The 25,812-nt window shown below is 69.3% G+C and carries 21 protein-coding genes and 6 pseudogenes; 14 read left to right on the top strand and 13 right to left on the bottom strand.

What is annotated here, in order from left to right:
* Positions 1–470: 470 nt before the first annotated feature.
* Positions 471–911, bottom strand: a complete 441-nt coding sequence (locus ACH4SE_RS35105) for a hypothetical protein (protein WP_398547625.1) — start codon at positions 909–911, stop codon at positions 471–473.
* Between the two features lie 151 nt (positions 912–1,062).
* Between ACH4SE_RS35105 and ACH4SE_RS35100 the strand changes: the two genes are divergently transcribed.
* The 6 genes and pseudogenes from ACH4SE_RS35100 to ACH4SE_RS35075 all read left to right on the top strand — a co-directional run bounded on the left by ACH4SE_RS35100 (position 1,063) and on the right by ACH4SE_RS35075 (position 5,728).
* Positions 1,063–2,322 carry a sensor histidine kinase gene (locus ACH4SE_RS35100; RefSeq protein WP_398547624.1) on the top strand — a complete coding sequence of 420 codons (1,260 nt, stop codon included), beginning with the start codon at positions 1,063–1,065 and terminating at the stop codon, positions 2,320–2,322.
* Positions 2,307–2,954: a response regulator gene (locus ACH4SE_RS35095; protein ID WP_398547623.1), complete on the top strand. Its 648-nt coding sequence runs from the start codon at positions 2,307–2,309 to the stop codon at positions 2,952–2,954. Before ACH4SE_RS35100 ends, ACH4SE_RS35095 begins: the two co-directional genes overlap by 16 nt.
* A gap of 458 nt (positions 2,955–3,412) precedes the next feature.
* Positions 3,413–4,093, top strand: coding sequence for a hypothetical protein (locus tag ACH4SE_RS35090; protein WP_398547622.1), 681 nt, complete (start codon positions 3,413–3,415; stop codon positions 4,091–4,093).
* Positions 4,094–4,162: 69 nt separating this feature from the next.
* Positions 4,163–4,323 (top strand): annotated as a pseudogene (locus ACH4SE_RS35085) (IS1380 family transposase); the annotation flags it as partial.
* A 116-nt stretch (positions 4,324–4,439) separates the two neighbouring features.
* The gene (locus ACH4SE_RS35080; RefSeq protein WP_398547640.1) at positions 4,440–5,099 is read left to right on the top strand and encodes a formylglycine-generating enzyme family protein; all 660 of its coding nucleotides are present in this window, start codon (positions 4,440–4,442) and stop codon (positions 5,097–5,099) included.
* A gap of 236 nt (positions 5,100–5,335) precedes the next feature.
* A complete protein-coding gene (locus tag ACH4SE_RS35075; protein WP_398547643.1) occupies positions 5,336–5,728 on the top strand; it encodes a hypothetical protein in 393 nt (130 codons plus the stop codon).
* Between the two features lie 322 nt (positions 5,729–6,050).
* Here the strand turns inward: ACH4SE_RS35075 and ACH4SE_RS35070 are convergent.
* Together ACH4SE_RS35070 and ACH4SE_RS35065 are read right to left on the bottom strand one after the other, a co-directional pair.
* A pseudogene (locus tag ACH4SE_RS35070) lies at positions 6,051–6,259 on the bottom strand (transposase); the annotation flags it as partial.
* Between the two features lie 357 nt (positions 6,260–6,616).
* Positions 6,617–9,292, bottom strand: coding sequence for a tetratricopeptide repeat protein (locus tag ACH4SE_RS35065; RefSeq protein WP_398547621.1), 2,676 nt, complete (start codon positions 9,290–9,292; stop codon positions 6,617–6,619).
* A 938-nt stretch (positions 9,293–10,230) separates the two neighbouring features.
* Here ACH4SE_RS35065 and ACH4SE_RS35060 point away from each other — a divergent pair.
* Together ACH4SE_RS35060 and ACH4SE_RS35055 are read left to right on the top strand one after the other, a co-directional pair.
* A pseudogene (locus tag ACH4SE_RS35060) lies at positions 10,231–10,446 on the top strand (IS256 family transposase); the annotation flags it as partial.
* 51 nt (positions 10,447–10,497) lie between these two features.
* Positions 10,498–11,277, top strand: a complete 780-nt coding sequence (locus tag ACH4SE_RS35055; protein ID WP_398547639.1) for an alpha/beta fold hydrolase — start codon at positions 10,498–10,500, stop codon at positions 11,275–11,277.
* Positions 11,278–11,291: 14 nt separating this feature from the next.
* Here ACH4SE_RS35055 and ACH4SE_RS35050 read toward each other — a convergent pair whose 3' ends face one another.
* Both ACH4SE_RS35050 and ACH4SE_RS35045 read right to left on the bottom strand, forming a co-directional pair.
* Positions 11,292–11,603 carry a hypothetical protein gene (locus ACH4SE_RS35050; protein ID WP_398547620.1) on the bottom strand — a complete coding sequence of 104 codons (312 nt, stop codon included), beginning with the start codon at positions 11,601–11,603 and terminating at the stop codon, positions 11,292–11,294.
* A 73-nt stretch (positions 11,604–11,676) separates the two neighbouring features.
* Entirely contained in the window at positions 11,677–12,234 is a 558-nt protein-coding gene (locus tag ACH4SE_RS35045) for a hypothetical protein (protein WP_398547619.1), read from the bottom strand.
* A gap of 281 nt (positions 12,235–12,515) precedes the next feature.
* On the opposite strand from ACH4SE_RS35045, the gene ACH4SE_RS35040 reads away from it, so the two are divergent.
* Positions 12,516–13,175: a GNAT family N-acetyltransferase gene (locus tag ACH4SE_RS35040; protein WP_398547618.1), complete on the top strand. Its 660-nt coding sequence runs from the start codon at positions 12,516–12,518 to the stop codon at positions 13,173–13,175.
* Between the two features lie 163 nt (positions 13,176–13,338).
* On the opposite strand, the gene ACH4SE_RS35035 is transcribed toward ACH4SE_RS35040, so the two are convergent.
* On the bottom strand, positions 13,339–13,986 hold the full coding sequence (locus tag ACH4SE_RS35035; protein WP_398547617.1) for a Type 1 glutamine amidotransferase-like domain-containing protein: 648 nt from the start codon (positions 13,984–13,986) through the stop codon (positions 13,339–13,341).
* Positions 13,987–14,024: 38 nt separating this feature from the next.
* Between ACH4SE_RS35035 and ACH4SE_RS35030 the strand changes: the two are divergent.
* A pseudogene (locus ACH4SE_RS35030) lies at positions 14,025–14,452 on the top strand (transposase family protein); the annotation flags it as partial.
* Between the two features lie 97 nt (positions 14,453–14,549).
* Here ACH4SE_RS35030 and ACH4SE_RS35025 read toward each other — a convergent pair.
* From ACH4SE_RS35025 to ACH4SE_RS35005, 5 genes and pseudogenes are all read right to left on the bottom strand, one after another.
* Positions 14,550–14,798 carry a hypothetical protein gene (locus ACH4SE_RS35025; RefSeq protein ID WP_398547642.1) on the bottom strand — a complete coding sequence of 83 codons (249 nt, stop codon included), beginning with the start codon at positions 14,796–14,798 and terminating at the stop codon, positions 14,550–14,552.
* A 67-nt stretch (positions 14,799–14,865) separates the two neighbouring features.
* A pseudogene (locus tag ACH4SE_RS35020) lies at positions 14,866–15,018 on the bottom strand (serine hydrolase); the annotation flags it as partial.
* Between the two features lie 150 nt (positions 15,019–15,168).
* The gene (locus tag ACH4SE_RS35015) at positions 15,169–15,642 is read right to left on the bottom strand and encodes a Dps family protein (protein WP_398547616.1); all 474 of its coding nucleotides are present in this window, start codon (positions 15,640–15,642) and stop codon (positions 15,169–15,171) included.
* A gap of 34 nt (positions 15,643–15,676) precedes the next feature.
* The gene (locus ACH4SE_RS35010) at positions 15,677–16,510 is read right to left on the bottom strand and encodes an alpha/beta fold hydrolase (RefSeq protein WP_398547615.1); all 834 of its coding nucleotides are present in this window, start codon (positions 16,508–16,510) and stop codon (positions 15,677–15,679) included.
* Positions 16,511–16,614: 104 nt separating this feature from the next.
* Entirely contained in the window at positions 16,615–16,974 is a 360-nt protein-coding gene (locus tag ACH4SE_RS35005) for a helix-turn-helix transcriptional regulator (protein WP_398547614.1), read from the bottom strand.
* Positions 16,975–17,089: 115 nt separating this feature from the next.
* Between ACH4SE_RS35005 and ACH4SE_RS35000 the strand changes: the two are divergent.
* Positions 17,090–17,680, top strand: a pseudogene (locus tag ACH4SE_RS35000) (transposase family protein); the annotation flags it as partial.
* 139 nt (positions 17,681–17,819) lie between these two features.
* Here ACH4SE_RS35000 and ACH4SE_RS34995 read toward each other — a convergent pair.
* Positions 17,820–20,504, bottom strand: coding sequence for an RICIN domain-containing protein (locus ACH4SE_RS34995; RefSeq protein ID WP_398547613.1), 2,685 nt, complete (start codon positions 20,502–20,504; stop codon positions 17,820–17,822).
* A 615-nt stretch (positions 20,505–21,119) separates the two neighbouring features.
* Here ACH4SE_RS34995 and ACH4SE_RS34990 point away from each other — a divergent pair.
* The 3 genes from ACH4SE_RS34990 (at position 21,120) to ACH4SE_RS34980 (ending at position 24,129) form a co-directional block, all read left to right on the top strand.
* Positions 21,120–21,872 (top strand): transposase, encoded by a 753-nt coding sequence (locus ACH4SE_RS34990; protein WP_398547638.1) that lies wholly within the window; start codon positions 21,120–21,122, stop codon positions 21,870–21,872.
* Between the two features lie 313 nt (positions 21,873–22,185).
* Complete coding sequence (locus tag ACH4SE_RS34985) at positions 22,186–22,665, top strand: HIT family protein (protein WP_398547612.1); 480 nt, start codon at positions 22,186–22,188, stop codon at positions 22,663–22,665.
* Positions 22,666–23,247: 582 nt separating this feature from the next.
* Positions 23,248–24,129, top strand: coding sequence for a helix-turn-helix domain-containing protein (locus ACH4SE_RS34980; protein WP_398547611.1), 882 nt, complete (start codon positions 23,248–23,250; stop codon positions 24,127–24,129).
* 116 nt (positions 24,130–24,245) lie between these two features.
* Here the strand turns inward: ACH4SE_RS34980 and ACH4SE_RS34975 are convergent, their stop codons facing one another.
* Entirely contained in the window at positions 24,246–25,703 is a 1,458-nt protein-coding gene (locus ACH4SE_RS34975; RefSeq protein WP_398547610.1) for a vanadium-dependent haloperoxidase, read from the bottom strand.
* Positions 25,704–25,812: the final 109 nt, after the last annotated feature.

Raw genomic sequence — 25,812 nt, 5'->3', positions numbered from 1 at the left:
CCCGTGGCGGCTCCCCCCCGTGTTCAACCCCCCCCGTTGCCCCCCGGGGGCACGTGGGGGGGGTGGGGGCGGTTTGCGGGGGGCGGCGGCCCGGCCCCCCCCCCCGCGCATCCCCTCCAAGGGCCGACCACGCACGCCCAGCCAAAGATCGCCCGACGAGGTAGTCGCACTCGAAGCGATGCTCACCATGATCGATAGAGCCACGACTTCTCAGAACTGCCCACCGCTCAAAGCCTCCGTTCGCGCCATCCCCCGAACGGCTCAGCCTGTGCGGTCCCGGCTGCCACCGTAACTCGGCGCATTGCCGGGGACGCCGTTCCTGTCCTGCCGGCGCCCCCGTCAGCCCGGTCCAGTCACAGCGCAGCGCGGGTGCCGATTCGTCGGTGAAGCCCGACGCGTGAGCGGCCGCCGGCGGCCACGGCCTGCGGGTCCCCTGGGCGAGGCCGCACGGAGCGGCGCCCGACGCCTGATCAGCTCCCGTTGGGGAAGGCGGCGCGCAGTACGGAGCCGCGGGTGATGAACGCGACTCGAATGATGGGCAGCACGCAGATGGCCTGCATCACGGCGTACCACGGCGGACAGACACCCGGGATCAGCTCGATACCGATGATCGCGATCGGCATGATGACGGCGAGAGCCCGTACGCGCTCGAAGGCCCGTCGAGATCCCCGGGAGGCGGATCCGGTCATCCGGTAGATCAGCACGGCGACTACAGGCAGCAGGACTGCCCGGACCCACATGAACGTGTTCACCGTGTGACCGCTGATCGACACTGCGATGACCGCCAGGAGGGCGACGGCGCTCAGTGCGCCGTAAACCTTGATGCTGTTCTTCGCTGTGTCGAAGGCCCCGTGGGAGCGGGGGTTGTCGAGGAGCGACGCGTCGGCCGTGGAGTGTGCGTTGGTTTCCATGCTCACCGACGCTATAAAGCCCTTGACTGACACGGTATCCGCCTGGGCCCACAGGCAGGTGGGGCTAGCCCCACTCGCTGGTTGACCGGGGGAGTGGCGGGCTTGGCGCGGTGCACAGTGGGAGCACCGAACAGCAAGCGAGGGAAGAGTCATGAGACAGCTGGGTTCGTGGGTGGCGCGCGTTGGCGTGGGGTTCGTGCGGGCGTGTGTCGTGGCGGTTGTCAGCATGCTGGTCCCGGCCGTGTGGGCCGCCGCCGTGGCGATGGGGATCTGGTGGGGGGCAGGAAACCCGTGGTCGTGGGTAGCGCCGTTCGTGCTGGTGTGCGGGGGCACGCTCGCGTTGTCCCGTCCGGTCTGCCGGATGGTCCGCTTCCTCGTCGCACGGTGGACCGCCACCGTCGTCGCCGCCGGATACCGGCAGGCCGGGCCAGTGACGCGGATGTCCACCGGGTACTGGTGGAACGGCTTCTCCTACGAGCGCACCCGTCGGGACGCCCTCCTGGATCAGAAGTGGCGGCTCCGGTGGAAAGACCCCGCCAACTGGCGCGACCTGCGGTTCACGGCGATCGTGCCGCTCACTGCGGGCGTGGCCGCCGCCCTCCCGCCGGCCGGGGTGGCCGCAGCGGTCCTCGAGCTCAGCCGGCCGGAGCTCGCCGGGCATTTCGTCGGGGCACTCGGCCTGGTCATAGCCGTCGCCTCCGCCCCGTACGCCTGGCGGCTCGTCGAGCCGGTGGCCGTCCGCTTCCTGCGTCCGTCGCCTGCGATGGTGCTGGCGGACCGGGTGGATGAGCTGACCGCCCAGCGCGCGGACTCGACGGTCACGCAGGCTGCCGAGATCCGCCGGATCGAAAGGGACCTGCACGACGGGGCACAGGCCCGCCTGGTTGCGCTCGGGCTCTCTCTGGCGACCGCGGAGAAGCTGATGGAGACCGACCCGGAGCGGGCCAAGTCACTGATGCAGGACGCGCGGGCCGGCGCCACCGCCTCGCTGGCCGAGCTCCGCGAGCTGATCCGTGGGATCAGTCCACCCGTGCTGAACGAGCGGGGGCTCGTCGACGCAGTGCGCGCCCTCGCCCTGGACATCCCGCTCGACGTGGCCGTCAATGCTGACGCCCGGCTGACCCTGGACCCGCCGATCGAGTCGGCCGTCTACTTCGGCGTCGCCGAGTTGCTGACCAACGCGGTCCGGCATGCCCACGCGTCGCGGGCCCGCGTCTACCTCGCCCGCGACAAGGCCCACCTCGTTGTCGAGGTCGAGGACGACGGCCGGGGCGGGGCCGACGAGCGAGTCGGCAGCGGGCTCTCAGGCCTGCGCCGCCGCCTCGCGGTCTTCGACGGCACCCTGGAGATCACCAGCCCACCGGGCGGCCCGACCTGTGCCAGGATGGCGCTGCCATGCGAATCCTTGTAGCCGAAGACCTCTACCTCCTGCGCGACGGGATGGTCCGCCTGATCGAGGCGTACGGGCACCAGGTGGTGGCGACAGCGACCACCGGACCTGAAACGCTCGACGCGCTGCGGACATGGCGCCCGGATGTGTCCGTCATCGACGTCCGCATGCCCCCGGACCAGTCGGACGAGGGCCTGCGAGCGGCCCTCGCCGCCCGCAGCGAGATGCCCGGACTGCCGGTCCTCATCCTCTCCCAGCACGTCGAGCAGCTGTACGCCCGCGAGCTCCTGGCCGACTCCGCCGGCGGCGTCGGCTACCTCCTCAAGGAGAGCGTGTTCGACGCCGACCAGTTCATCAACGCCCTGGAGCGCGTCGCGGGCGGCGGGACCGCCATGGACCCGGCCGTCATCGCGAAACTGCTGTCCAGCAGTTCCCCGAACCGGGGACTCGAACGGCTCGCCGAACGCGAGTACTCCGTGCTGGCCCTCATGGCGGAGGGACTGTCCAACCAGGCCATCGGCCGCCGCCTCTTTCTCAGCGAGAGCGCCATCAGCAAGTACACCACCTCCATGTTCGGCAAGCTCGGCATCTCCGACGATGACGACACCAACCGCCGTGTCCGCGCTGTCCTCACCTACCTGAACAAGCCTTAGCTTGGTCCGGCCGCCGGCGCGTTCGTCGCACGCACTCGTACTCGCCGTCCGCGTCGACGGTGCGCCAGTACTCCGTGCGGATACTGCCGGCGGGCGGGGCGGGTTGCACAGGCCCACCCGTTCCTGCATCCCGCAGCTCAGGTCCCGGCCACGGAGCAGCCAGAAGCGTGAACGGATACTGCGGGTCGTCTTGACCGGCTGGCGGTCGATGTCGGCGGCCGGCGATGCGGCCATGGCGTGGTGCGCCGCCCCTGGTGAAGCTCCGCGAGGGGGACGGTCGAGCGGGTCGGGGCGATCCCGGTGCCCGATTGTCGGCGGAGGAGCTGACGGTGGACGCCGTACAAGCAGTTGCCGACGCGTTGTGAGAGCTGTCGAGCCACCACGCGTGACGGGTCGTTGATCAGTAGGCTGTTCAACCGACCATCAGGTCATGTTGCTGTGGCGAGGGCGGGGGCTCCGTGTCGGATGCAGTGCTGAATGTCGTGATCGGGCTGATCACGAGCGTCGTCAGCGGCGGGTCCGTCTGGGCCTGGAAGCGTGTCAGCGCCGCTCGCGTCATGCACCAGAAGCAGGCACTGCTTGGTCTGCGGTCCGGTGTCCCGTGCGTCATCATCCTGAACAGCCACTGGCAGATGGCCGACGTCACCGAGCACGGTGACGTCTACGCGATCATCGAACTAGCGATGCTCGCGGAGGAGTCAGGGTGTGCGTTCTCTCTCGTTGCGGCCGACGCACCGGAGCTGAACGGGGACCGTACCGAACTCAGCATTGGTGGCCTGGGATCCAACCGACGCAACGTCGAGTACTTGGCCAGGCACCTGCCCGGGGTGAAGGTCAACCAACGTGGTGACTTCAGCGTCGGTGGTGAGCGTTTCCCCCACAAGTACGGTCGAACGGACCATGCGCTGGTCGCGAAGTTCACCCCACCACGGTCCGCACAGCCGGTCCTCATGATCATGGGGCAGTCGGCGATCGCCAACCGTGCGGCGGTGCACCTGCTCAAACACGACTACAAGCGCCTCGTCCGGGAGATCGAGTCCCTCGACCGATTCTGTCTCATGCTGCGCGTCGACGCGGCTGACACCTACGGCTACCAGGCTGTCGAGGTCGCCGCCGACCTGTCGGCCGTTGCGTTCTGACCCAGCCACGCTCCCGCAGCGACCGGCTTCGGTCACCGATCGCCCACCGGGGGGCCGACCGCCTCGACTTCACGGGACTGGGAGCCCCGCCGCCTGCGGCTGCGCCTGTTCACCACTGCGGGACAACTCGCCACCACCGGCCGCCGGAGGATTCTCCGCCTCGCCCGTACCGGCCCTGGAACAGCCACATCACCGCCGCCCTCGACCGGCTCGCCCAACTCCCGAACCCGAAGTGGCTCCACGGTGTACGAAGTGACCTGGCTCCACCGCCGATCGGAAAGTTCGGTAGAGCGGTGGGCAGACGTCGGTAAGGTGGCCTGTTGTGGACGCGGTGGCAGGAAGCGAGATGGTTGCGGTCCCGTCGGGACAGGTGACGCTGTCGGACCGGCGGACGCAGAGCAGTTGGCCGGTCGAGGTTGCGCCGTTTCAGATGTCGGCGTTCCCGGTCACCCAGTCCTGGTACGCACGAGTCACGGGCCGACGGCCGAGTAGCGCCCAGGGTGAGCGGCTGCCGGTTGAGGGCGTTTCGTGGTGGGACGCGGTCCAGTTCTGTAACGCCTTGTCCCGGCATGACGGGCTGACGCCGGCGTATCGCTTGTGCGTCGACGCCGAGAGGGCCGAGTGGGACATCTCCGCAGACGGGTACCGGTTGCCGACCGAGGCCGAATGGGAGCACGCGTGCCGTGCGGGCACTACTGGCCCGCGGTACGGACAGCTCAACGAGGTCGCCTGGTACCAGGGCAACTCCGATGGGCGGATTCACTCTGTCGGCGGCAAGCAACCTAATGCGTTGGGCCTGTACGACATGCTGGGCAATGTGTGGGACTGGTGCTGGGACGTCTACGACGCTGAGGTGTATGGGGCCTACCGAGTGCTCCGAGGCGGAGGATGGGCCGACGAGCACTGGAGCTGCCGGGCGTCAGTGCGGCGGCGCAGCCACCCGACGTTTCGGATCGACGACGTGGGATTTCGCATCGTGCGCTCCACACCTCCGCCTCAGACGTAACAGCTTTCTCGTCCAGCCGCCGCGGCCGCCGGGGGGTCCACGGCTTGAACCGAGCCCGGTCGGCAACCCTTCACGCACCTGTCGGGGAAGCGCTGACGGAGGTCCACCAAGGCTCCAGAACTACCGCTACTCAGGTTGCACGCATGATGTCGGGGGCGGCCTGCCAAGCCACGGATCTGCCCAGTTGGTCAATTCCGTCATCGGCCGGGCCAGGAGGTTGCGGCATGATGCCCGCTGTGAATTCGTTCGAGCGACTTCTCCACGACCTGGAGAGGGCCGGCCTGTGGCGGGGCGTCTCACACGCTCAGGCGTTAGCTCTCCGAACCAGGCTCCAGTCCGGTCAGGATGCGACATGGTCGTTCGGTGGCGCATGGCGGGTTGACGGTGAAGACCTCGCCGAGGGTGACGTCGAGGAATGGCTTCGCGGCATGACGGAGCCGCTCAGCGGCTGCGGGGTCCAATTGGTGGTGACGACTTGCTCAAGCCCGCACGATGATCGCCTTGGCAGCTACGCGGTGAAGGTGAACGGCGAAACGCTCGGTCTTTACTCCGTTGACCCGTCCGATCTGAGACAGCCGCTCGCTGCGACCCGTGGCTGGAGTGCACCATCAGGCCTGCTGCTGAAGTGAACCGTCTCCTGCTTGCGGCCGGAAGTGACTGCCGGATTGCGGTGTTCTGGCCAGGTAGTAATGACGGTTTCTCCGTGCTCGGCCCCGAAAGCGTTCTCCGCGAGGCTGCTGTCCCAATCCAGACAGTCGACGGTGTGTCCGCCTTCGTAGTCCCACGACCGACACGCTGAGGCTGGTCAGGTTGTAAAGCCAAGCCGGTGCCGGCGCCGGTGAGGCAGCCGTCGATGAGGTCGTTGCGGTATTGGACTTCGCGTAGGCCTCGGCGGAGGGCGCGCATGAGGTGTTCGGGGTCGGTGAACGCGGCGTTGGCCTGGCAGCGGCGGCGGAGCAAGGAGGCGTCGATCCGACCCCGGTTGATCCCGGCATACAGGGCCCCGTGACCGCGCCGGTGTTCCGGGGCGAGCGCCAGGTCCACGAGGGTGCGAACCGGACCCTCGTCGCACACCAAAGCGTCGCACAGCTCGAAGACGCGTCGCCACGAGAAGCCAGGCACCCGTACGGCTCTGACCGGAACTCCGCCACCACTGTCAGCGCGTCTCGTTGAGCCCCGTGCTGAACCAGTCCCACGATCCAGGCCTCCGTACTGCGCTGTCGCTGAGCACAGGATCGGGCCGCGTCCCCTCACCCGTCCGATGAACTGGGGAAACGCCGACCAAGGAGTCTCGTTCGACGTCCAGTGTTAAACGTCAAGGCCAGCACCGTATGTGCTTCTCGCGCTGTTGGGCGGCAGGCGTAACGCTCTGAGCGGTGGGGCAGCATGTCGGCGGCCTGTTCCTTCCGGTAAGCCCACACCCACGTGAAACCGGCAATGCACGCGGGCGGCAACCACTAGGATCCGTCGCCGAGCAGCCCCTCAAGCCGGTTCATCGCCCCGGTACGCCAGTGGGGTCAGCCGGACGTACCCCGGGCCTCACCGCTCAGTTCCCGCCAGTGGGCGAGGTCGCTGCGGGTGGCCAGGGTGCCGGGGTGATCGGGGCCGAGCACCCGCACGTAGTCCTCCAGCAGTTCCGCGAAGGCTGCCGCGGCCCCGGGCGCTTGCCCTGCCTCTCCTCGCCAGTGCGCGAGGTTGCCGCGCGTGGTGAGGGTGTCCAGGTGGTCGGGTCCAAGGACGCGCACCACGTCGTCCAGCAGTGCGGTGAGTGCGGTGGCGGCGCCCGCCGCGTCTCCCGCCTTTCCCCGCCACCAGGCGGCGTTGTGTCGGGTGGCCAGGGTGCCGGGATTGTCGGGCCCGAGGACGCGTGCCATGTCCTCCTGCAGTGCGGTGAGTGCTGTGGCGGCACGGCCCGCGTCCCCGGCCTGCCCCCACCATCGGGCGGCGTTGTGGCGGGTGATGAGGGTGTCGCGGTGATCGGGCCCGAGGACGCGTGCCATGTCCTCCAGAACGCCGGTGAGTGCGGTGGCGGCGCCGGCCGCATCCCCCGAGTGACCCCGCCAGCCGGCGACCTCACAGCGCACGCTGAGTGTTTTGGGGTGGTTGGGTCTAAGGACCCGTGCCATGTCCTCCAGCAGGCTGGTGAGTGCGGTGGCGGCGCCGGCGGGGTCTCCTGCGTGCCCTTGCCAGTAGGCCAGGGTGTGGCGGGTGGTGAGGATGTCGGGGTGGTCGGGTCCGAGGACGCGTGCCATGTCGTCCAGGAGTGCGGTGAGTGCGGTGGCGGCGCCGGCTGCATCGCCTGCCTGTCCTCGCCAGTGGGCGAGGTCGCGGCGGGTGGCCAGGGTGTCGGGATGGTGCGGGCCCAGTACCCGGATCCGGTCTTGGAGCAGGTCGGCAAGGGCGGTGGTGGCATCGTGCCGGTCTCCTGCCAGCCTTCGTGACTGAGCCAGGGCGTGGCGGGTGATGAGGGTTGCCGGGTGGTCCGGGCCGAGGACGCGTACGTCGTCGTCCAGCACGCTGGTCAGCGCGGTGACGGCGGCGGCCGGATCTGCTGACCTGCGCCAGGTGGCGAGGTTGGCCCGGGTCGCCAGGGCGTACACAGTGTCGGCGCCCAGCACCCGTATCTGGTCGTGGAGCAGGTCGGTGAAGGCCGCTGCGGCACCGGCCGGGTCGCCTGCTTGTCCCCGCCATCGGGCGAGGTCGGCGCGGATGGCCAGCGTGTCGAGGTGGTCCGGGCCGAGGCGGCGGGTGACGGTGTCGGCCAGGTGCTGGAAGTGGTCGCGGGCGGCGGCGCTCTGGCTGGCTTCGCCGAGACTGTTGCCGGCACGCAGCAGCACATCGTGGGTGTCGGGCTGGTAAAGGCACCCGGCGGGCTCGTCATGGTCGGCCAGGGCGGTGGTGTTGGCGCGCAGGGCTTGGGCGAGGTCGGTGTCGCGCTCGATCTCAGGCCACGCGGCGATCAGGGCGTCGGCGGCTGTCCGGGTGCAGGCACTGTGCTGGCGGGGGGTGAGGGTGCCGCGCGTGGTGCGCTGGACCATGGCGTGGACCCGGACGGCCCGGTGCGCGGTGGCGGGGGTGTGGTCGATCAGGCTCAGACCGTCAAGGACCCGCAGCGCCTGGTACACCTGCTCGGCTGTCACCGCGCGGCGCAGCCACCTCCAGGGGACTGATCCGCTCTTGCTGCCGGCGGCGCACCACATGCGGGCCGGATGGGAGGTGAGGACCGGGGTGGGGATGCCGTTGGGGTCCAGGAGCGCGGTGAGTTCGAGCAGGCGGCGGGCAAGCCGGGGCGGGCCCTGGGCGTCGGCGAGGTCGACCGACAGCGACCAGGCCGCGGTCACCCGGTGGTGCTGGCCGTCGGGCAAGCCGCCCGGCGTCGGCAGGGCACGGTCCAGGGTGCGGGTGCGGTCGGCCAGCAGTGCGCGGTACTCGGCGAGGGGCATGGCCTGGTCGACCAGGTAGGCGGCTGCCTGGGATAGCGCCAGCGGCAGGCATCCCAGGTTCTCGGCGAGGGCGGTGAGCTGCCCGGCGGGTTCGGTGTGGCCGTGCGCGGTCAGCACACCGGTCAGGTAGGCGGCGGCTTCGGCGGGGGAGAAGACGCCGACGTCGATGCGGTGCCGGCCCTGGCCGGTGAGGGCGGCGTCCCTACGCCGGGTGGTGGCAAGGGTGCGGCCTGTCGGGCTGTCCGGCGGCCACAGGCTGGTCACGTCGGCGGGGTCGGCGATGTCGTCGAGAACCACCAGCCACCGGTGCTGCTTGGCCCGCAGCCAGGCCAGGAACACCGCCGCGGCGTGCTCGGGGTCGGCCGGGTCCGCCCCGCACAGCTCCTCACCCGCCTGCGCGTACGCGGCGATGATCGCGGCGCGGGATGCCGCGGTCACCCACACCAGCACCTCCACTTGGCGGCTGTCCCAGGAGCGGTGCGCGAGGTCCGCGGCGAGTTGGGTCTTGCCGACCCCGCCCATCCCGGTCAGCACCTGGCACAGCACCGCGGTGCCGCCACCGTCGACCGCCGCGGCCAATCGGGCCGCCTCTGCACGGACCTGGAAGGACAGCGCGCGGGAGGGCACCACCCCTACCTGGTGCGGCAACTGCGCCGGTTGCCGCCCGGCGGCATGGAGGTGGACATCCCCCTCGATCCAGCCGGCCGCCACCGCACTACCGGCCGCGCGGATGTCCATGCCTGTGCCCACGGCCAACCCGTGGTCACCGGCCTGCGGCGGTAACCGCCCATCACGTCGACGTCGCCCACCCACCCCGTTCCCCTTCCACGCACGCACCATCCGGTGCCCCACCTGCCGGGCCCCGGGTTACCAGCCCAGCACACACCGGGCATCCCGTCACCCGAACACCCGGATTCGGTTGGTGTCCCGCCCCTGGCGAGGGTGCGCCTGCGGTGCCAGGCGCACCGCGGCTGGGCCAGCGTGCGGTGGTGACGGTGCTGGGGGAGTTGAGGCAGTTGGCGAGGTCTTGTTCGAGACTCGCGGCGGCTGTACGCGCACGTGGTGGCGGTCCGCGGCTCTACAACCAGCGGATCACGGAAGAGGTCAGCGACCGGCTCGGGCTGGCGACCGAGCCGCGCACCCCGACGCCGGGCCTGCAGCCGGTCATCGAGATCGCCGGGTTGCCGCCGGAGCTGATCGCCTGGACAACCACCCGGCACCGCGACACCGCCGTGCTGCTGAAGCAGGCGGTGTCGCAGTACACCGCCGACCACGGGTACTCGCCCACGGAGCGGGTGCGCAGCCGGCTGATGAAGCGCTCCGAGGACGACAGCCGCCCGGCGATGAAGACACCACTGCCGCTTGCCGAGCTTCGCCGCCGCTGGCGGGCAGACGCGCTCGCCCGCTTCGGTGCGGCCGTGGTCGACGGGCTGTTCGAGCTGTGCCGCCGCGCCGCGGCCGCCATCCGCGCCGCCTGGACCGCCGCCCCACCGGCCGGTGACGGCGCGGCCGCGGCCGGGGCGGTCGTCGACGTGCACCTGGCGGCCGTCGACGCCGCGACCGTCTACATCCACCACGGGCAGTTTCGCCACCGGCACCTGCTCGCCGAAGCCCGCCGCCACCTCGCCCGCGAGCTCCGGGGCCGCCGAGCTGCTCCCGGCCTGGAGAGCCGGATCGCGAACGCGGCGATCGGCGCGCACTTCTCCACCGTCCGCCTGCGGACCAAGGCCACCCGCGCGGCCGGCTCCCGCACCGCTGCCCTGGCCATGGTCTTCAAACTCGTCGAGTCCGCCCAGCAGCGGTGGCGGGCGGTGAACGCACCCCACCTCGTCGCTCTCGTCCGCGCCGGAGCCCACTTCGAACGCGGCCAGCTCGTCGAACGCGCCGAGGGAGTTGCGGCATGATCAAGGCCAGCCGATTCCTTGGGGGCCAATGTGGCATGGTCTGAACATGTGCTGGTGCGGGACGGGGTCCAGCTTGCCTGCCGGGACTGGGGCGGGCCCGGTCAGCCGATCGTGTTGCTGCACGGCCTGGCCGGTCACGCAGGTGAATGGGACGTGCTCGCATCGAGCTTGAGCTCCAGCTATCGGGTCGTTGCGGTCGACCAGCGCGGGCACGGCGCCAGCGAGCGCCACCCGCAGGACGTCTCCCGCGCCGCCTACGTCGCCGACGTCACCGCCGTTGTTGACCAGCTGGCCCTGCAGCGGCCCGTCCTGGTCGGCCAGTCCCTGGGCGGGCACACAGCCATGCTCACCGCCGCCGCGCACCCCGGACTCATCCGCGCGCTCGTGCTCGTCGAGGCCGGCCCAGGCGGTCCGAACCCGAACGTCCCCGCGGACATCGGCGCATGGCTCGACTCGTGGCCGACACCGTTCCCCTCACGCGAAGCGGCAGCCGCGTTCCTCGGCGGCGGACCGGTCGGCGCAGGCTGGGCGGCCGGCCTGGAAGAACGCGACGGCGGATGGTGGCCTCGCTTCGACCGGGACGTGATGGTCCGCTCGCTGGCCGAGAACGCCCGGCGTTCCTTCTGGCACGAGTGGGGCCAGGTCACGTGCCCCACGCTGGTCGTTCTGGCCCAATCCAGCTTCATCCCTGCACAGGAAGCCGACGAAATGCTCCGCCAGCGGCCCGCCACCATGGCCATGAGCATCCCCGGCACCGGCCACGATCTGCACCTGGAACAGCCTGAAGCCCTGCAGACCGCGCTCTCGCACTTCCTCGATGGCCTCGCCTGAGAAACCCAGCGCAGTCACAGCGACACCAAGGTCAAACCCCGCGGATAGCCATCGATCCCCAGGTCTTGACGATTACTCAGCTCGATGCGCTCCGAGCCGCTGTAGGTCAAAGGAGCGGGAAAGTACGCCTCGCAGTGCCGCTGGACGGCCTCGAGGTCGGACAGGTACAGCAGGAGACGCTCGACCGCCTCCAGATCCTCTTGGCTACTGCTGGCTGGCAGGGTCCCGGACCCGGCGCTTGCACCCTCGACGGTCAGCCGGAAGTGGCCGCCGCGCCGCAACCGCTGGTGCAGCCGTAGGACGGTTATGGCTTCCGCCGGGTTCAAGCCGTCCAGGTCGAAGGTGTACTCACGGCTATCGGGCTGGCCTCATGTGCTCGGGGGTGCTTGCCCCGCAGGGCTACGGCGACCCTGTCGCCCTCGCGCTGGAAATCCAATTTCCAGTGCGGATCGACACCGTCGCTGCGTGCGCCCAGGGCACGAACGCGCTCCACAAGATCGTCGCCACCCAGCAGTAGGGCTTTCTCCACATTGAAGTCCCGAGCCGCCTCGCGCAGTTGGTCGCGCGTGAAACTGTCTTCCAGATCCTTGTAAGAGGCGAAACCGTTGTCCAGGGCTGGGCCGGTCCATCGTGGACACCGTCACCGACCTGTCGTCGGCGAGCCTTTTCGATGAAGGCACGCTCAGATGGGCTGAGCGTGCACGGCACCACCAGCGTCCACTCCACCGGGTCATGCTTCAGGGCCCGCGTAAACGACTTCTTGATCGCGGTGCGGCGCCCCTTGAGCGAGCCGGGAAAACCGTCGGGGTAGTACTTCAACTGGAAGAGCCCAGCCTCGGCGGTGACCTTCACGTCGATGCCGTCGTCCGGAGTTGGGCGAGGCCGAGGCACGAGATGGTCGTTCGTCGTGGGGGACCCACCAGCCGGGGCGGGGCGTGTGGTCGGAGTGTTGATCATGCCGGTCAAGGTGGTCAGGGCCGCGTGCAGCCCCGGCTCGGCGGCCGTGGCGTGTCCGGTGGCGGTGGCAGCGAGCAGGATCCGCCCGATGCCGGCCGGCGCCCGCAATGGTGTCGTAGACGGCCCACAGTGTTCCCTGCCGTCCCTGCCGCAGGCGCTCGCCTTGGTGGCGGGCTGGTCAGCTCGGTTCCGGACCAGTCGACGGCTCCGCGCCGTCGACGGCTCCGGGTAAACGGAGAAAACCGGGTGACCTCCTTCGTGACCGGACCAGACAATGGCTCATGCTGATGGATCACTGGCCCCTCCTGGGGCTGCGTGTGAACACTCCCCGTCTGGAGTTGCGGCTGCCTTCTGAGGAGGAACTGGCTCAACTGGCCGACCTGGCGGCCGAGGGCGTACATGAAGCGGACCGGATGCCGTTCATCGTGCCGTGGACGGACCTGCCGCCTGCCGAGAGGGCGCGTTCGGTGGTGCAACACCATTGGCTGCGGCGGGGAAACTGGGCGCCGGACGACTGGGCGCTGAACCTCTGTGTCTTCAAGGATGGCCGTGTTGTCGGCTTGCAGACGATTACCGCTCGTGACTTCGCCGTGTTGCGGCAAGTCAGTACGGCCTCGTGGCTCGGCGTGCGGCATCAGCGACAGGGAATCGGAACCGAGATGCGTGCTGCGTTCCTGCACCTGGCCTTCGCCGGGCTGGGCGCGGTCGACGCGCTATCGGGCGCCTTCGAGGACAACCCTTCGTCCTTCGCCGTGTCCGAGAAGCTGGGTTACGAACTCGACGGTGTCGATCAGTGGAACGTCCGTGGCCGACGCGCGACGATGCGGCGCTTGCGGTTGGCTCGGGCCAGTTGGGAGACACACCATCGCGTGCCCGCCACGATCAGCGGTCTGACGCCATGCTTGCCGCTCTTCGGTCTCCCGGGCGTGGCGGCGCACTGAGCTACCGGCACAAGCACTGCCGGTCAAAGTTCAGTGGCAAACGGTCAAGGTGCGCGCCTGGCGGGATGCGGGCATGAAGCGGGCGTTCACGATGCCGACGATGCGGGGCAGAAACGCCCCGCCGAGGGTGTGTTCGGCGGGGCGTTCGTCGGCGAGGTGCCGGTCAGATGATTCCCGCCTCGTCACCGTCGATCACGAGGACCTGTCCGTCGCTCAGGGTGCGGTGCGGGGTCCCGTTCGCCCGGTAGTGCTCCGCGACCCGCCCGCAGGCCTCGGTCTCGTGGTGTCCAGGGGAATCGACATGTGGGACGAAGGCGTGGTCGAGTATGCCCAGCCCGTCCCAGACCGGCTTGTCGCCCCAGGTCTTCGTGACGTCCTGGGGGGAGTCGCAGAGTTCCAGGCCCTGGAGGCTGGGAGCCAGCACGCAGGGGCCGGCGCTGTAGCCCGCATAGACGATCGTGTCCTCGCGAAGCCTCGAGGACAGCGCGGTGTCCGCTCCGCTGCGGGCCATCGCGTAACGAAGCATGAACGCGTTGCCGCCGCGGACCCAGACGGCAGGGAAGCCTTCGAGCGCGACCTCGACCTCGCCGCTGGGGCGGTCGAAGAACTCCCGCAGATCAACCTCCCTGGGGTCGAAACCGAGCTCGGCCAGAGCATCGGTCTCGCGTTCGACTCCGGCTCGGCGGACATCGTCCGGAGCGGAGTCCATGGCATTGGCGACGACAGCGATCCGGCCGGGTTGCGACCTGAGGAGCTTGAGCAGCCGGTCGGGGTGATCGCCGATGCGGAAGGACGACAGGTAGAGGCGCATCCACGGACCCTAGCGTGGTCCTGGGGTTCTGAACTCGGATTATCCCCGCGGAGCCGTCCTGGACAGCCCCGTTCGCCGGGCTGAGCCCGCGACAGTTCGGGAAGCTGGTGACAGTTCTGCGGCGCGAGGGTGCGGACGCGATCCCCAGGGGCCGGCCATGGAGCCTGCCGCTGGAGGACCGGGCACTGCTGGTCGCTGCTTACTGGCGAACGAACTTGACTATGCGCCAGCTCGCTCCGCTGTTCGGGGTGTCGAAGTCGGCGGCGGACCGCATCATCGACAACCTCGGGCCCATGCTCGCACTGCGGCCCCGCAAGCGGTTCGCCAAGGACACGGTGCTCATCGTGGACGGCACCCTGGTCCCCGCCCGCGACCGCACCATCGCCGCTCAGTCGAAGAACTACCGCTACCCCACACCAACCAGGTCGTCATCGACGCCGAGACCTCACCGCGCATCGTCGTCGGCTGCGGCTCACTGCCGAAGGGAAACGCCGTCGTGCAGGAGCAGTACTGGCAGCGCGTTTCGGACTCGTACAGCGTCGGACCCGGGGAGCAGAAGACGGTCAGCAGTACCGTGACGTCGGGCATGCAGCAGACCACGTCGCCTTGTCCTTCGGCACGTCTGCGGCGAACTGGCTGCGGAACTTCTCCGGCTTGATGTATACGTCCGTGCCCTGATCACCGTCAGGCAGGACGTAGTGGACGGACTCGACGGCTTGGCCGAGGGTGCTGCCGGGGAACTGGTCCGTCAGTCCGATCGAGCTCTCGCCCTCGTCCGGCAGGAACGCCGCGATGTAGACCAGTGCCTTCACCTTTGTGCTCCTTTCCCTGGGCGGCGAACTCGGGCCAGTAGTGCGCGACCGGGCGGTGCAGATCCAGCGCGCTCCGGTCCATGAGGATCAGAGCCGCGAGATTGGTGAGGGTTTTCGTGGTCGACCGCATGCTCACCAACGTGTCCCGGTGCCACGGAACGGTCCGTGCTTCGTCCGCGTGGCCACCCCGCAGGTCGATTTTCCATAACCCCGTCCACATCGACGGCGATCGACGCCCCCAACTCCTCGCCGGCTTCGAGGTGCGCCCCAGCACCGCCCGTACCGGTTCGAATCGGTCTGTGCTCGTTCCCTCGACACACCCGTGCTCTTCTCCACTTCGGACGACAGCTGTGAGGCTCCGGCCCCCTGATCAGGCCCGGTTCGCCGCCTGGAACATCCAGTTCTGCTTCTCGAGGTCGGCCGTCAGCCCGACGAGGAGATCCTCGGTGACGACATCCGCCGGGCCCATCGCGACGATGCGCTCACGCAGCCTTTCGGTCACGGCGGAGAGCGCGTGCACCAAGGCCTCGACGGCGTCACCGTCCTTGGTCCAGCCCGGGGGAAGGGCGGGCACGCCACTGGCTCCCGCAATGGTCCCGGCCCGTCCGTCCGGACTGACCCCCAGGGCGGCCGCGCGTTCGGCCACCGTGTCGGCGTGGTTCCGGGCGACGGTGGCGACCTCGTCGAGCTGGACGTGGACCGAGCGGAAGCGCGGGCCGTACACATTCCAGTGGGCCTGCTTGGCCACCAGGGACAGGCCGAGAAGGTCGGCCAGGGTCGCCTGCAGCGCTGCACCCGCAGTCTCGCGGTCGCGCTCGGGCAGAGAATGGTTGACAACCGGCACAGGAGTGCGGTCCTTTCGTGACAGGCGCCGGTTCTCAGGCGCTGAGGAAGTCGATCAGGGCGGCGTTGACCTCGGCTGCGTGGGTGAGCAGCAGCCCGTGCGGGGCGCCGTCGATCTCGACGTATCGCGCGTCGGGCAGGCGGCGGCGGAATTCGCGGGCCGTGGCGTCGATCGGCAGGATGCGGTCGGCGGTCCCGTGCAGGATCAGCGACGGCACGTCGATGCGCTCCACGTCGGCCCTGAAGTCCGTCAGCCATGCCGGGACGCACGCGTACGCGGCCACGGGCGCCGAGCCGGCGGCGGTGATCCAGTTCGCCCGCACCGCGGCCTCGCTGAGCCGCGACCCGAGCGTCTCGTCGGTGTTGAAGAAGTCGACGAAGAAGCTCTCGTACCAGGCGTGGCGGTCGGCCTGCGCCTGCTCGGCTATCTTGTCGAAGACGCTCTGCGGCACACCGGCGGGGTTGTCCGGCGTCTGCAGCAGGAACGGCTGGAGCGAACCGAGGAACGCCGCCTTCGCCACCCGCTGCGAGCCGTAGACGCCGAGGTAGCGGGCGACCTCGCCCGAACCCATCGAGAACCCGACCAGAACCACGTCACGCAGGTCCAGCTGCGTCAGTACGGCGTCCAGGTCGGCGGCGAAGGTGTCGTAGTCGTAGCCCGTCATGGTCCTGCTCGACCGGCCGAAGCCACGGCGGTCGTAGGTGATGACACGGTAGCCGGCCCTGACCAGCGCATCGGTCTGCTTCTCCCACGACTGCCCGTCCAGCGGATAGCCGTGGATCAGGACGACCGGCTGCCCACAGCCGTGGTCCTCGTAGTACAGCTCGATACCGGTCGAGCCCTCGGCGCCGACGGTGACGGTTCCCATGGTGTGCCTTCCCGCCCCGTCCGCCGTGTGCGCACCGGGCATGGCACAAACCTAGGAATCAAACGGGCTGCACCGCGTCCGTCGGCCTACGTCTCCGCCGTACGTCACGACACCGCGCCTTCGGGGTACGTCACCGTGCCCCCCAGCACCCCGGCGAGCTCCCCACGGGACGCCACGCCCAGTTTGGGGAACATCCGCTGGAGATGAGTGCTCACCGTCCTGGGCGAGACGTACAGCCGCTCGCCGATCTCCCGGTTCGTCAGACCCTGCGCGGCAAGCTGGGCGACGTGCAGCTCGGTCGAGGTCAACCGGTCCACCGCAGCCGGATCCTGGCGCGGCGACGACGCGCCCGCGGCACGCAACTCCTGCCGCGCCCGCTCCGCCCACGCCGACGCGCCGAGCGTCGCGTTGTACGACGTGGCACGCACCCCCGTGCTGTGCACGAACACGATCGAACGCCCCATTGGGCTTCTTCGATGTGGCCACCAAACGGGTGATGGCCGTGAGCCGCAACGGGTGAGGCCCCCGGGCTGTTGATCGAGATGTCTAGCGTCTCAATCACGCTCCTCGGGGGCCTCGTTGGTCGTCTGTCCCGCCGCACTCGAACTGCCTCGCGCGCTCGTGGAGTGGGTGACGATGCTGATCGTCACCCGCGAGGGCGACCGGCGCTGCAAGCTCCGCCCGTCCCATCGCGCGATGGTGGCGCTGATCTATCTGCGCGAGCACATCACTCTGGCGAAGATCGCTGCCGGGTTCGGGATCAGCGAGTCCACCGTCCGCGCCTACAGCAGCACGGTCATCGCTCTGCTCGCCGAACGGGCGCCGGGCCTGCTGAAGGTCCTGCGCGAGACAGATCCCGAGTTCGTCCTGCTCGACGGCACCCTCGCGGAGTGCGACCGGGTCGGCGACGGACGGGCCGACTATTCGGCCAAGCACCGCCGACACGGGGTGAACGTCCAGGTCGTCACCGATCCGGAAGGCCGGCTGCTGTGGCTCTCACCCGCGCTGCCGCGCCGAGCCCACGACCTGACCGCGGCCCGCACCCACCGGATCATCCGTATCTGCGAACGCCAAGGGGTGTCCATCCTGGCCGACCTCGCTTACCAGGGCGCCCGGCCCTGGCTGACCACCGGCGTCAAACGCAGGCCAGGGCTGATTCACACACCCACTCGACCTGCTCGGACTCACCTGACCTGCACCAACACCTGATCACCAGGAATTCGAATCAGCCCTGCGCCCCCGGGACGTCCGCATGCCCCGGATGTGCCGCCACGGGGAGGTGGCGGCACATCCGGGGCGTGGCGCCGGCTCAGGCCGGTGTCAGCTGCCATTGCTGGTTGGCGCCGTTGTTGGCGGTCCACTGCACGACGGCGGCTCCGTCGCTGGTCGACTGGCCGCTCACGTCGGCAACCAGGCCGCTGTCATGGCTGACGATGGTGTAGTACCCGTCGCCGGTGGGCCGTAGGTACCACTGCTGGTTGGTGCCGCCGTTGGCGGTCCACTGCTGGAGCTGGAGGCCGGCGGCGGTGGAACCGCCGTTGACGTCGAGCACCTTGCCGGTGGGGTTGTAGCGCAGGGTGAAGGCGCTGCCCGAGGCGCTGAGGGTCCAGTTCCCGCCGCCGGTCTGCTGGACGGCCTTGGCGCCGTCGGCGGTGGAGTTGCCGGCGATGGCCAGCGGCTTGCCGCTGTTGCGGTTGACGACCCGGTAGGTGCCCGGCGCGGGACTGGTGGAGCTGCCCAGGGTGAGGTACTCGACCGCGTCGCTGAACACGGTCGTCCCGGCTTTGCTGGTGGACAGGACGAGGTAGACCCGAGAGCCGCTGGACGGCGCGGTGAACGACACGGTCTGCGTCGCCTTCGAGCCGAGCGGGACGGTGAGGGTGGTGTTCCCGGAGGCGATCACCGGGCCGGTGGCGCTGTCGAGGTGGGCGCTCCAGGCGAAGCCCACGTCGGTGCCGGTGAAGTCGTCGTTGAACACCGAGATCGTGCGGTTCACGGTGCTGTTGGCGGCGTATCCGGGTACCGCCTGCGGGAGCGGGAAGGTGCCGTTGGAGTCCGACACGCCGGAGGCGGACCAATAGGGCAGGTCGATCGCGGCGACCGGGTTGAACGCGGCCTGGATGCGCTGGATCTGCGGATTGCTCCACGGGTCGGAGAGGTTGTCGGCGCCGTAGACGGGATGGCCGCCCTCTTCGGGGGTGAAGTCGGTGGTGCGGACGCCGGGTATGACGCCCGCCCAGGCGGACAGCAGGGTGTAGGGGCGCAAGTCGCTGGCGTCCTTGGCGCGCTTGGCCACCATCGTGGTGGCGAACCACTCGAAGCCCTGCTTGGTGTTGCACTTCGGCCAGATGTACTCGCCCTCGCCGTCGGGCCGGCCGGCCACCGACACGACCTTCTCGCCGTAGGTGCCGAAACCGTCCAAGTAGTGCCCGAAGACATCGAAGTTGGAGTACGTCATGGTGGGGTAGGGGTTGGCCGGGGCGCCGACCCACGCGTCGACGCTGACCGGCCGGGTGCCGTCGTTGCCGTTCATCGCCGCGTACAGGTCCTTCTCGAACTGCTCCGAGTCGTCACCGCTGCTGCCGGGCTCGTTGCTCTGGCTCCAGCGGATCACGGCCGGGTGGTTGCGGTCGCGCAGGGTCAGCGCGCGGGCGTGGTCGACCATGTTGTCGTGCCCGGCGACGAAGTCCTGAAGGCTGTTGGAGCCGCGGATGCCGGTCTCGTCGATGATCATCAGGCCCATCTCGTCGGCCACGTCGAGCATGTAGGGGCTGGCCGGCTCCTGATGAATGCGGACCACGTTGTAGTTCAGACGCTCGTAGTTGTCGACCGCCTGCGGCCAGCCGCCGTTGCCCGAGGAGGGCGCGAGGAAGCCGGGCAGGGTGTCGTAGGCGTCGCCCTTGCCGCCGTTGTTGATGCGGTCGAAGTCCGCGCCCTGGAGGTTGTCGCCGCGGAAGTTCACCCGCACGCCGTTGAGGTAGTAGTACTCGCCGTTCTGGCTGCTCTCCCGGAATCCGAAGCGGTAGGTCGCGTCGCCGATGTGTCCGTCGTCGGTCGCCGCGTGGACGGTCAGGCGGTGCAGCTGGGCGCGATACCCCTGCCGGTAGGGGACGTTGGGCCACCAGTACGAGGAGGAGCCCAGGTTCCACGCCACCGGCCCCACCGTCACCTTGACGGTCGAGTGGGCGGCCACGGTCACCGTGCTGCTCGGCAGCGCCGGGTAGGTGAACGACGTGCCGTTGTCCGAGGAGAGCGAGCCGGTCAGGGTCACCGACCGGGCGCTGGCGGAGGTGTTGGTCACCGACGCGTCGTAGGTGAGGGTCTGATTGGCCACGGACGTGCGGATGAACGTGTCGCTGACGTACACCGCCGGATACACGCGCAGGAACGCCGAACGGAAGATCCCCTGCGGCACGGCCTCAGCCCAGTCGGCCGCGTCGGGCACCAGATACCTGCCGTTCGCGGGGTTCTTCAGGGCGCCCCTGCCCTTCACATCGACCGAGATGGTGTGCGTGGTACCCGGTGCCGCGTACGCGCTGATGTCGAATTTCGACGGCGTGAAGGCGGTGGTCCTGGTCGCCACCGTCCGCCCGTCGACCGACAGGGTCGCCTGGTGGTTCACCGCGCCGAACTCGATCCACGCCGACTGCGGCTGCCCGGAGTCCGGCACGGTGATCGTGCGGGAGTACACCGCCTCGTTCACATCGGTGAAGCCCTGCTTGTACCAGCCGCCGCCCGGCACGGTGATCGACGTCGCCGACCGGCCCACCGGGGTGAACCCCCACGTGCCGGCCAGGTCGACCGAGGCGATCGCGGCGTTGCCGGCGGTGACGCCGTCGGTGCCGGAGGCCGGCGAGGCAACGGCCGGCGTGGCCCGAGGGGCGGTCGCCGTGGCTGGCTGTGTCCCCACAGCCCCGGTCAGCAGCGCCACGACGGCCACGAACCAAAGACCCAGGCGTCGACGGCGCAGCGGCTGTATATGTTGTCGCTTCACACGATCCTCCTTGTAAACGGACCAGGCACGGGCAGGTGGTGAACCGGTCGGGGCGGCGCTGAAACCGTAAGGCGGTGAGCGACCCGCCGGGTCGGCCCTGTCCCACCACAACTCGCCGACAACCAGGGGGAAGGAGGCCGCCCGGACCGCCCGACCCTTCGGCTCGTCTGACAGCACCCATTGTGTTAGCGCTCACACATACCGGTCGGACGGAGATATGGCGTCACTGGAGGGACAGATGTTTCGGATACAAAAACCTGCCCTGCGCCCCTCGTGGTGTCAAGCCTCACGACACGAACCGTTTCACCCGGTCATCGGTGAGAACTCCGGTCGCAACCCTTGCCCTGGGCGACCCTGTGCTCGCATCGGCGCCTGAAGCGGAGGCTCCGCGCGGACGACTGGCACGCGGGGCAGGCGCCGGAACAGGTCAGTACCGCACACCCCTTGAGATGGCACCGACAGATGTGTCAGTCTCATTTCGACCCTTCAACCGGGGCAGTGCCCCCGCTGGCCGACTGCGCACACCTGGACTCCTCACACTGAATGTGAGCGCTCACCCATCCCGGGCGACGCGCGCTCTCAAGTTGCAGACCCGCGCAGGCCTTCCCACCAGGCATCCCCGCAGCATCTCGGACAACTCGCCCGCGACCACTGGGGCATCGAGTCGATCCACCATGTGAGGGGCACGACCTTCGCCGAGGACGCCTCCCAGATCCGCACCGGGCACGGCCCGGCGAACACGGCCACACTGCGCAACCTCGCAGTCAACACACTCCGCGACCGTGGTGGCGAACCACTCGAAGCCCTGCTTGGTGTTGCACTTCGGCCAGATGTACTCGCCCTCGCCGTCGGGCCGGCCGGCCACCGACACGACCTTCCGCGAGAGGTCTCGATCGCGACCGCGCGCTACCGCCGGGCAAGTGTCAGGCTGAAAGCCTGGCTGACCGGCGTCGCTGTGGAGTTGGGTGGACGTGCCGGGAGAGGCTGTGCCGGCGTCTGGGTCTCCCCGCCGGCCGGACCCGCCTGCTTCGGCTGCTGCAAGCTCCAGCGGTCCCAGCGCCGTCGCCCCGGGTCCTGGGCGTCGATGAGTTCGCCTTCCGCAAGGGCCGCACCTACGGCACCGTACTGGTCGACGTCGAGGCTGCGCGCGTCATCGACGTACTGCCCGACCGGACCTCGCAGACGTTCGCCGCCTGGCTGCGCGAGCATCCAGGGGTGGAGGTCATCTGCCGCGGCCGGGCCAGCACCTACAGCCGCGCCGTCAAGGAAGCCGCCCCTAACGCCACCGAGGTTGCCGATCGGTGGCACCTACTGCAGAACCTCTCCCCGCGCAGTCGAGTAGATCTGCCACCAGCACCGCGCCTGTGACCCGCTCGCCGCTCTCGCAACCGCCGAGGAAGTATCCGGAGCAGTACGCGGAAGGTGGGTCAACGCTGGACTGGTCCAGGACGAGTATCACGACTGCGTGCCGGCCGGACGACCGGGAAGCAGCTCGCCAGATGGGCATCCCTGGTCTCCGCCGGAGTTCAGACCTTGACGATCAAGCCCGATCACGGAATCGCGGCCAGAGCCTTGTAAACGGCCGGGGCCGGTCCTCACCCCACTTGCTTGGTCTTTGAACTGAGTGGGGAGGATGGGGATCGTAGAGCGGTCCTTGATCACCAGAATGTAGGTTTTGGCCATGACTGGTGACTGGCGGATGGACCGGATCGGGACTGCGCTGAGGGGCGAGAACCCGACCGTCCTGCGGCGGCTTGAGTCGGGGTTCGCGGTGATCGGGGACGTTCAGTTCCTGCCGGGCTACTCGGTTCTGCTGGTGGACGAGCCGGACGTGCAGCGGCTGTCGGACCTGCCGAGGGCGAAGCGGCTGTTGTTCCTGTCTGACATGGACCGGCTCGGCGAAGCGGTCGAGCGTGCCTGTCGGCGGCTGGACCCGGCTTTCCGCCGGGTCAATCTGGAGATCTTGGGGAACACGGACCCGTTCTTGCATGCGCATGTCTGGCCGCGGTTCGAGTGGGAGCCGGCCGATGTGGTGGGCAGGCCAGTGTGGCTCTATCCACGTGAACGGTGGATTGACGCGCAGTTCAGGCTCGGTCCACAGCACGACGTGCTGCGGGACGCGATCAGCAGTGAACTGGACCAACTGCGCTCGGTGACCTGAGTGTTGCGGGCCGGTGGGTCTCCCCGCTCCACTGTCAGCAAGTTTCCTCGGCTTGGTGTCACAGCCCACGTTATGAGCAGCGACGGTCTGACCTGCGGATTCGACTCAATGGTAGGACTGTGCAGCTGACACCGGCGTGACGATTTCCTCTGACGTCGGGCGAGGAATCCCAGGACATGGGAACGAGGAATCCAATGGGGGGGTGCGGGCTGACCTGCTTGTTTACTCTAGCGCGAGGCGTTGTGCGGGTGGAGTACGCGGCACCGCCGGCCTGACGTCAAGCTTGACGAGTCACCCTTACACGTGTGGGGTGGACCGCCTCCAGGCTCAGTCAGAACGCGACGCGGCCGAGTCAGCCCCACGCCTGGGGGGGGACACTTGCTCGCCTGCGATGTCAGCAGGGCTTTGCATCGCCTTTTCCTGGAGGCGGGTTCGGTTCTTCATTGCTGTCGGTTGCCGACGCCGTCGCTTTCGGGTCATTCCGTCACGCCGGGATGACCCGAAGCCTTGGGGAATCGCGCGCACGGGTAGGTGCTCGCTGGAACGGTCCGTGCTCGACGGCCTGCTCACGGGGGGATTCTCATGCGACGCTGGGCCGATCCGGGTGAACGGTGGGAGATGGTCACCCGGCACCCCCATTCTGCGCTGCGGCCGGGGGTCCACAGCTACCGGGGCTTTCGGCTGGACTTCGACCGTCCGCGGCTGCGGCTGGAGATCCCCGCGGGTTCGGTGAGCGTGGTGATCGGTTTCGGCGAGCCGCTGCGGATCGCCGGTGGCCGGGAAGCGGCTGCGGGCGGCGTCACGTGCACCTCGCTCGTCTCCGGGCTGCACACGCGACCCTCGTTCGGCGGACATGACGGCAGGGCGTACGGCATCGAGGTCGTGTCGGACCCGTGGACCGCGTTCCGCCTCCTTGGCACGCCGATGTACGAGCTGGCCGACACGGTGGTCGACCTCGACCAGGTGCTCGGCAGTTCGCTGCGGTACCTCACCGAGGCGCTCGCGGAGACCGTGGGCTGGGCCGGGCGTTTCACGCTGCTCGACTCGTACCTCGTGACCCGGCTGCAGACCGGTCCCGCGGTGTCGGCCGGCGTGCCGCAGGCCTGGCAGCGGCTCGCAGCCCGGCAGGGCCGGTCCGGTCCTGCGGCCCTGGCCGCGCAGGTCGGCTGGAGCGAACGGACCCTGGAACGACGGTTCCGCGAGCAGATCGGGCTGCCGCCGAAGTCGGTTGGCCGGGTCCTGCGTTTCCGGCACTCGCTCCGGCTGCTGGAGGCCCAGCGGCGCCCGAGCGAGATCGCCGCCCTGTGCGGCTACTACGACCAGGCGCACTTCAACCGGGAGTTCCGTGAGATGACCACCCGGTCGCCCTCGCGTTTCCTGGCCGAGCGGGCGCTCGGTGCCCGGCTGCAGGCCCAGCTGGACCGGGCCGAGAACCAGATCACCAGCGTGGTGCTGACCACATGAGGCCGGGTGCCTGCGCCTGCGGGCCGTCCGGCGGGCGGCCCGGGAGGACGGTGGCGGCCGGACCCGTTTGCAGCCCGACCGCCTCCCCCGACCGCCTCCCCCGTGCGGACCCTCGGCTACGAGCCGACCGGTCCGAGCCTGGGCAGGACCGAGTTGACCGCCACGTCGTCCCCGAGCTTCAGACCGTCGCTCGCGTCCCACGGGTAGTGGACACCCAGGTACACCCGGCTGTTCGCGTCTTCCTGGGCGGCCTGGTGGAAGCTGGTGTAACTGCGGGTCTTCTGCGGTGAGTGCGGGTCGTCGGTGCTGACGGTGAAGTTCATGGAGTCGTTGCCGCCGAAGTACCCCTTCATCACCGCGGCCCAGGCACCCGCGAAAGCGGAGTGCCCCGACGCCCATGCCGGGAAGCAGGGAGTCAGCGGTGAGCCGTCGCGGCCTGCCGACAGCGGCTGCCAGGAGGCGTCCCCGGCGTAGTGGACCGCCGTCACCGGGCGCCACAGGTCGATCGGCGTCTGGTACTTGACGTCCCACTCAGCGATCGCGGCGTCCGCCATCGCCAGCGAGACGAGGGCGAACAGCCGGGCGTTCTCGTATTTGCTCTGCAAGCGCGCCTTGGCGATCCCGATGGTCGCGTCGAGAAGCTGCCCGGGCGGCTTGAACGTGCCCTCATGCGAGGCGTCGGGACCCAGGTCGTTGGCCCAGAACGTGGCGATCGCCGTCTGGTCGTCCGTCCGCTCCGTCGAGTCGCGGCCGCCGAGGCGGCGTACCTGGTCGAGCTGGGCGGCGTAGGCGGGACTTGCCAGCAGCGCCGGGTAGCTCGCGTAGATGCTCGGGGTGGAAGGGCGGTATGCGGAGCCGGAGCTCATGGTGAACGGCTTGACCAGACCCCAGTTCGGCGTCACCGCGTTGTCCGCGCCGGTGCAGCCGGCCTCCCCTGTCGGGCTCCACGAACCGGGGACGTTGTCGAGTTGGTACGTGGCGGGGTTGTCCCAGCCGTCCGCGCTGCGGGCCTGCCGCATGTTCGCGACGATCGTGCCGACGATCTCGGTGTCGATGATGTCGTACTGGGTGGACGGGGTGCCGAACCGCTCCAGGAACCTCTGGTCCAGGTACGCGGTCTGGTCCGGATACAGGTCGTGCAGGATGTTGTAGGCGGTCCGCCCGATTATGCGCTCCTCCTCGTCCGCACCCTGGCCGAGATTCCAGTACTTGGGGGCGGACAGGTACGGCTTGTACTTCAGGGTCCCGAAGGTGTTCTGGTACGCGCTCTCGCCGTCGTAGATCGCGGCGTTCATCATGGCGGCGGCTCGGGACAGCCGGCCGGGCGAGCCGGCCTCCCCCTTGCTGACGCGGAACAGCTGCACCAGAACGCCGTTCCAGTACTGTGTCGGGTCGCCGACGTAGTTGGGCGCCGCCGCCCGGGCCGGGGCCTGGGGCAGCGCGAGGGTACTGCCTGCTGCCAGCAGGGACAGTCCGGCGCCCAGAACGGCCGCCTTCCGTAACCCCCGCGCGGTGCGCGCGGGTCTCTTGCGGATGGTGGAGGTGCCGTGCGGTGTGCCGAGGAGCGCTCGCATGGAAGGTCTCCGACGTATGAGGAGGGCAGCGGTCCGGGCACCGGAGCCGCGAGCGAACGCGCGCGTCCTGCCGTCCCGCTCGTGGCTGACGGCGCCATCTTCCGGCCCG

The organism is Streptomyces sp. NPDC020983 (genome assembly GCF_044333485.1).
Lineage (GTDB): Bacteria > Actinomycetota > Actinomycetes > Streptomycetales > Streptomycetaceae > Actinacidiphila.
Note: the sequence above shows the minus strand (reverse complement) of the source record. Positions and strands in the feature narration are given on the sequence as shown.

Coding starts and splice junctions, on each gene's coding strand:
- ACH4SE_RS35100 (WP_398547624.1), top strand. CDS start 1,063: ATGAGACAGCTGGGTTCGTGGGTGGCGCGCGTTGGCGTGGGGTTCGTG.
- ACH4SE_RS35010 (WP_398547615.1), bottom strand. CDS start 16,510: ATGGGAACCGTCACCGTCGGCGCCGAGGGCTCGACCGGTATCGAGCTG.
- ACH4SE_RS34975 (WP_398547610.1), bottom strand. CDS start 25,703: ATGCGAGCGCTCCTCGGCACACCGCACGGCACCTCCACCATCCGCAAG.
- ACH4SE_RS35040 (WP_398547618.1), top strand. CDS start 12,516: ATGCTGATGGATCACTGGCCCCTCCTGGGGCTGCGTGTGAACACTCCC.
- ACH4SE_RS35035 (WP_398547617.1), bottom strand. CDS start 13,986: ATGCGCCTCTACCTGTCGTCCTTCCGCATCGGCGATCACCCCGACCGG.
- ACH4SE_RS35045 (WP_398547619.1), bottom strand. CDS start 12,234: ATGATCAACACTCCGACCACACGCCCCGCCCCGGCTGGTGGGTCCCCC.
- ACH4SE_RS35080 (WP_398547640.1), top strand. CDS start 4,440: ATGGTTGCGGTCCCGTCGGGACAGGTGACGCTGTCGGACCGGCGGACG.
- ACH4SE_RS34985 (WP_398547612.1), top strand. CDS start 22,186: ATGACTGGTGACTGGCGGATGGACCGGATCGGGACTGCGCTGAGGGGC.
- ACH4SE_RS35105 (WP_398547625.1), bottom strand. CDS start 911: ATGGAAACCAACGCACACTCCACGGCCGACGCGTCGCTCCTCGACAAC.
- ACH4SE_RS35005 (WP_398547614.1), bottom strand. CDS start 16,974: ATGGGGCGTTCGATCGTGTTCGTGCACAGCACGGGGGTGCGTGCCACG.
- ACH4SE_RS35095 (WP_398547623.1), top strand. CDS start 2,307: ATGCGAATCCTTGTAGCCGAAGACCTCTACCTCCTGCGCGACGGGATG.
- ACH4SE_RS34980 (WP_398547611.1), top strand. CDS start 23,248: ATGCGACGCTGGGCCGATCCGGGTGAACGGTGGGAGATGGTCACCCGG.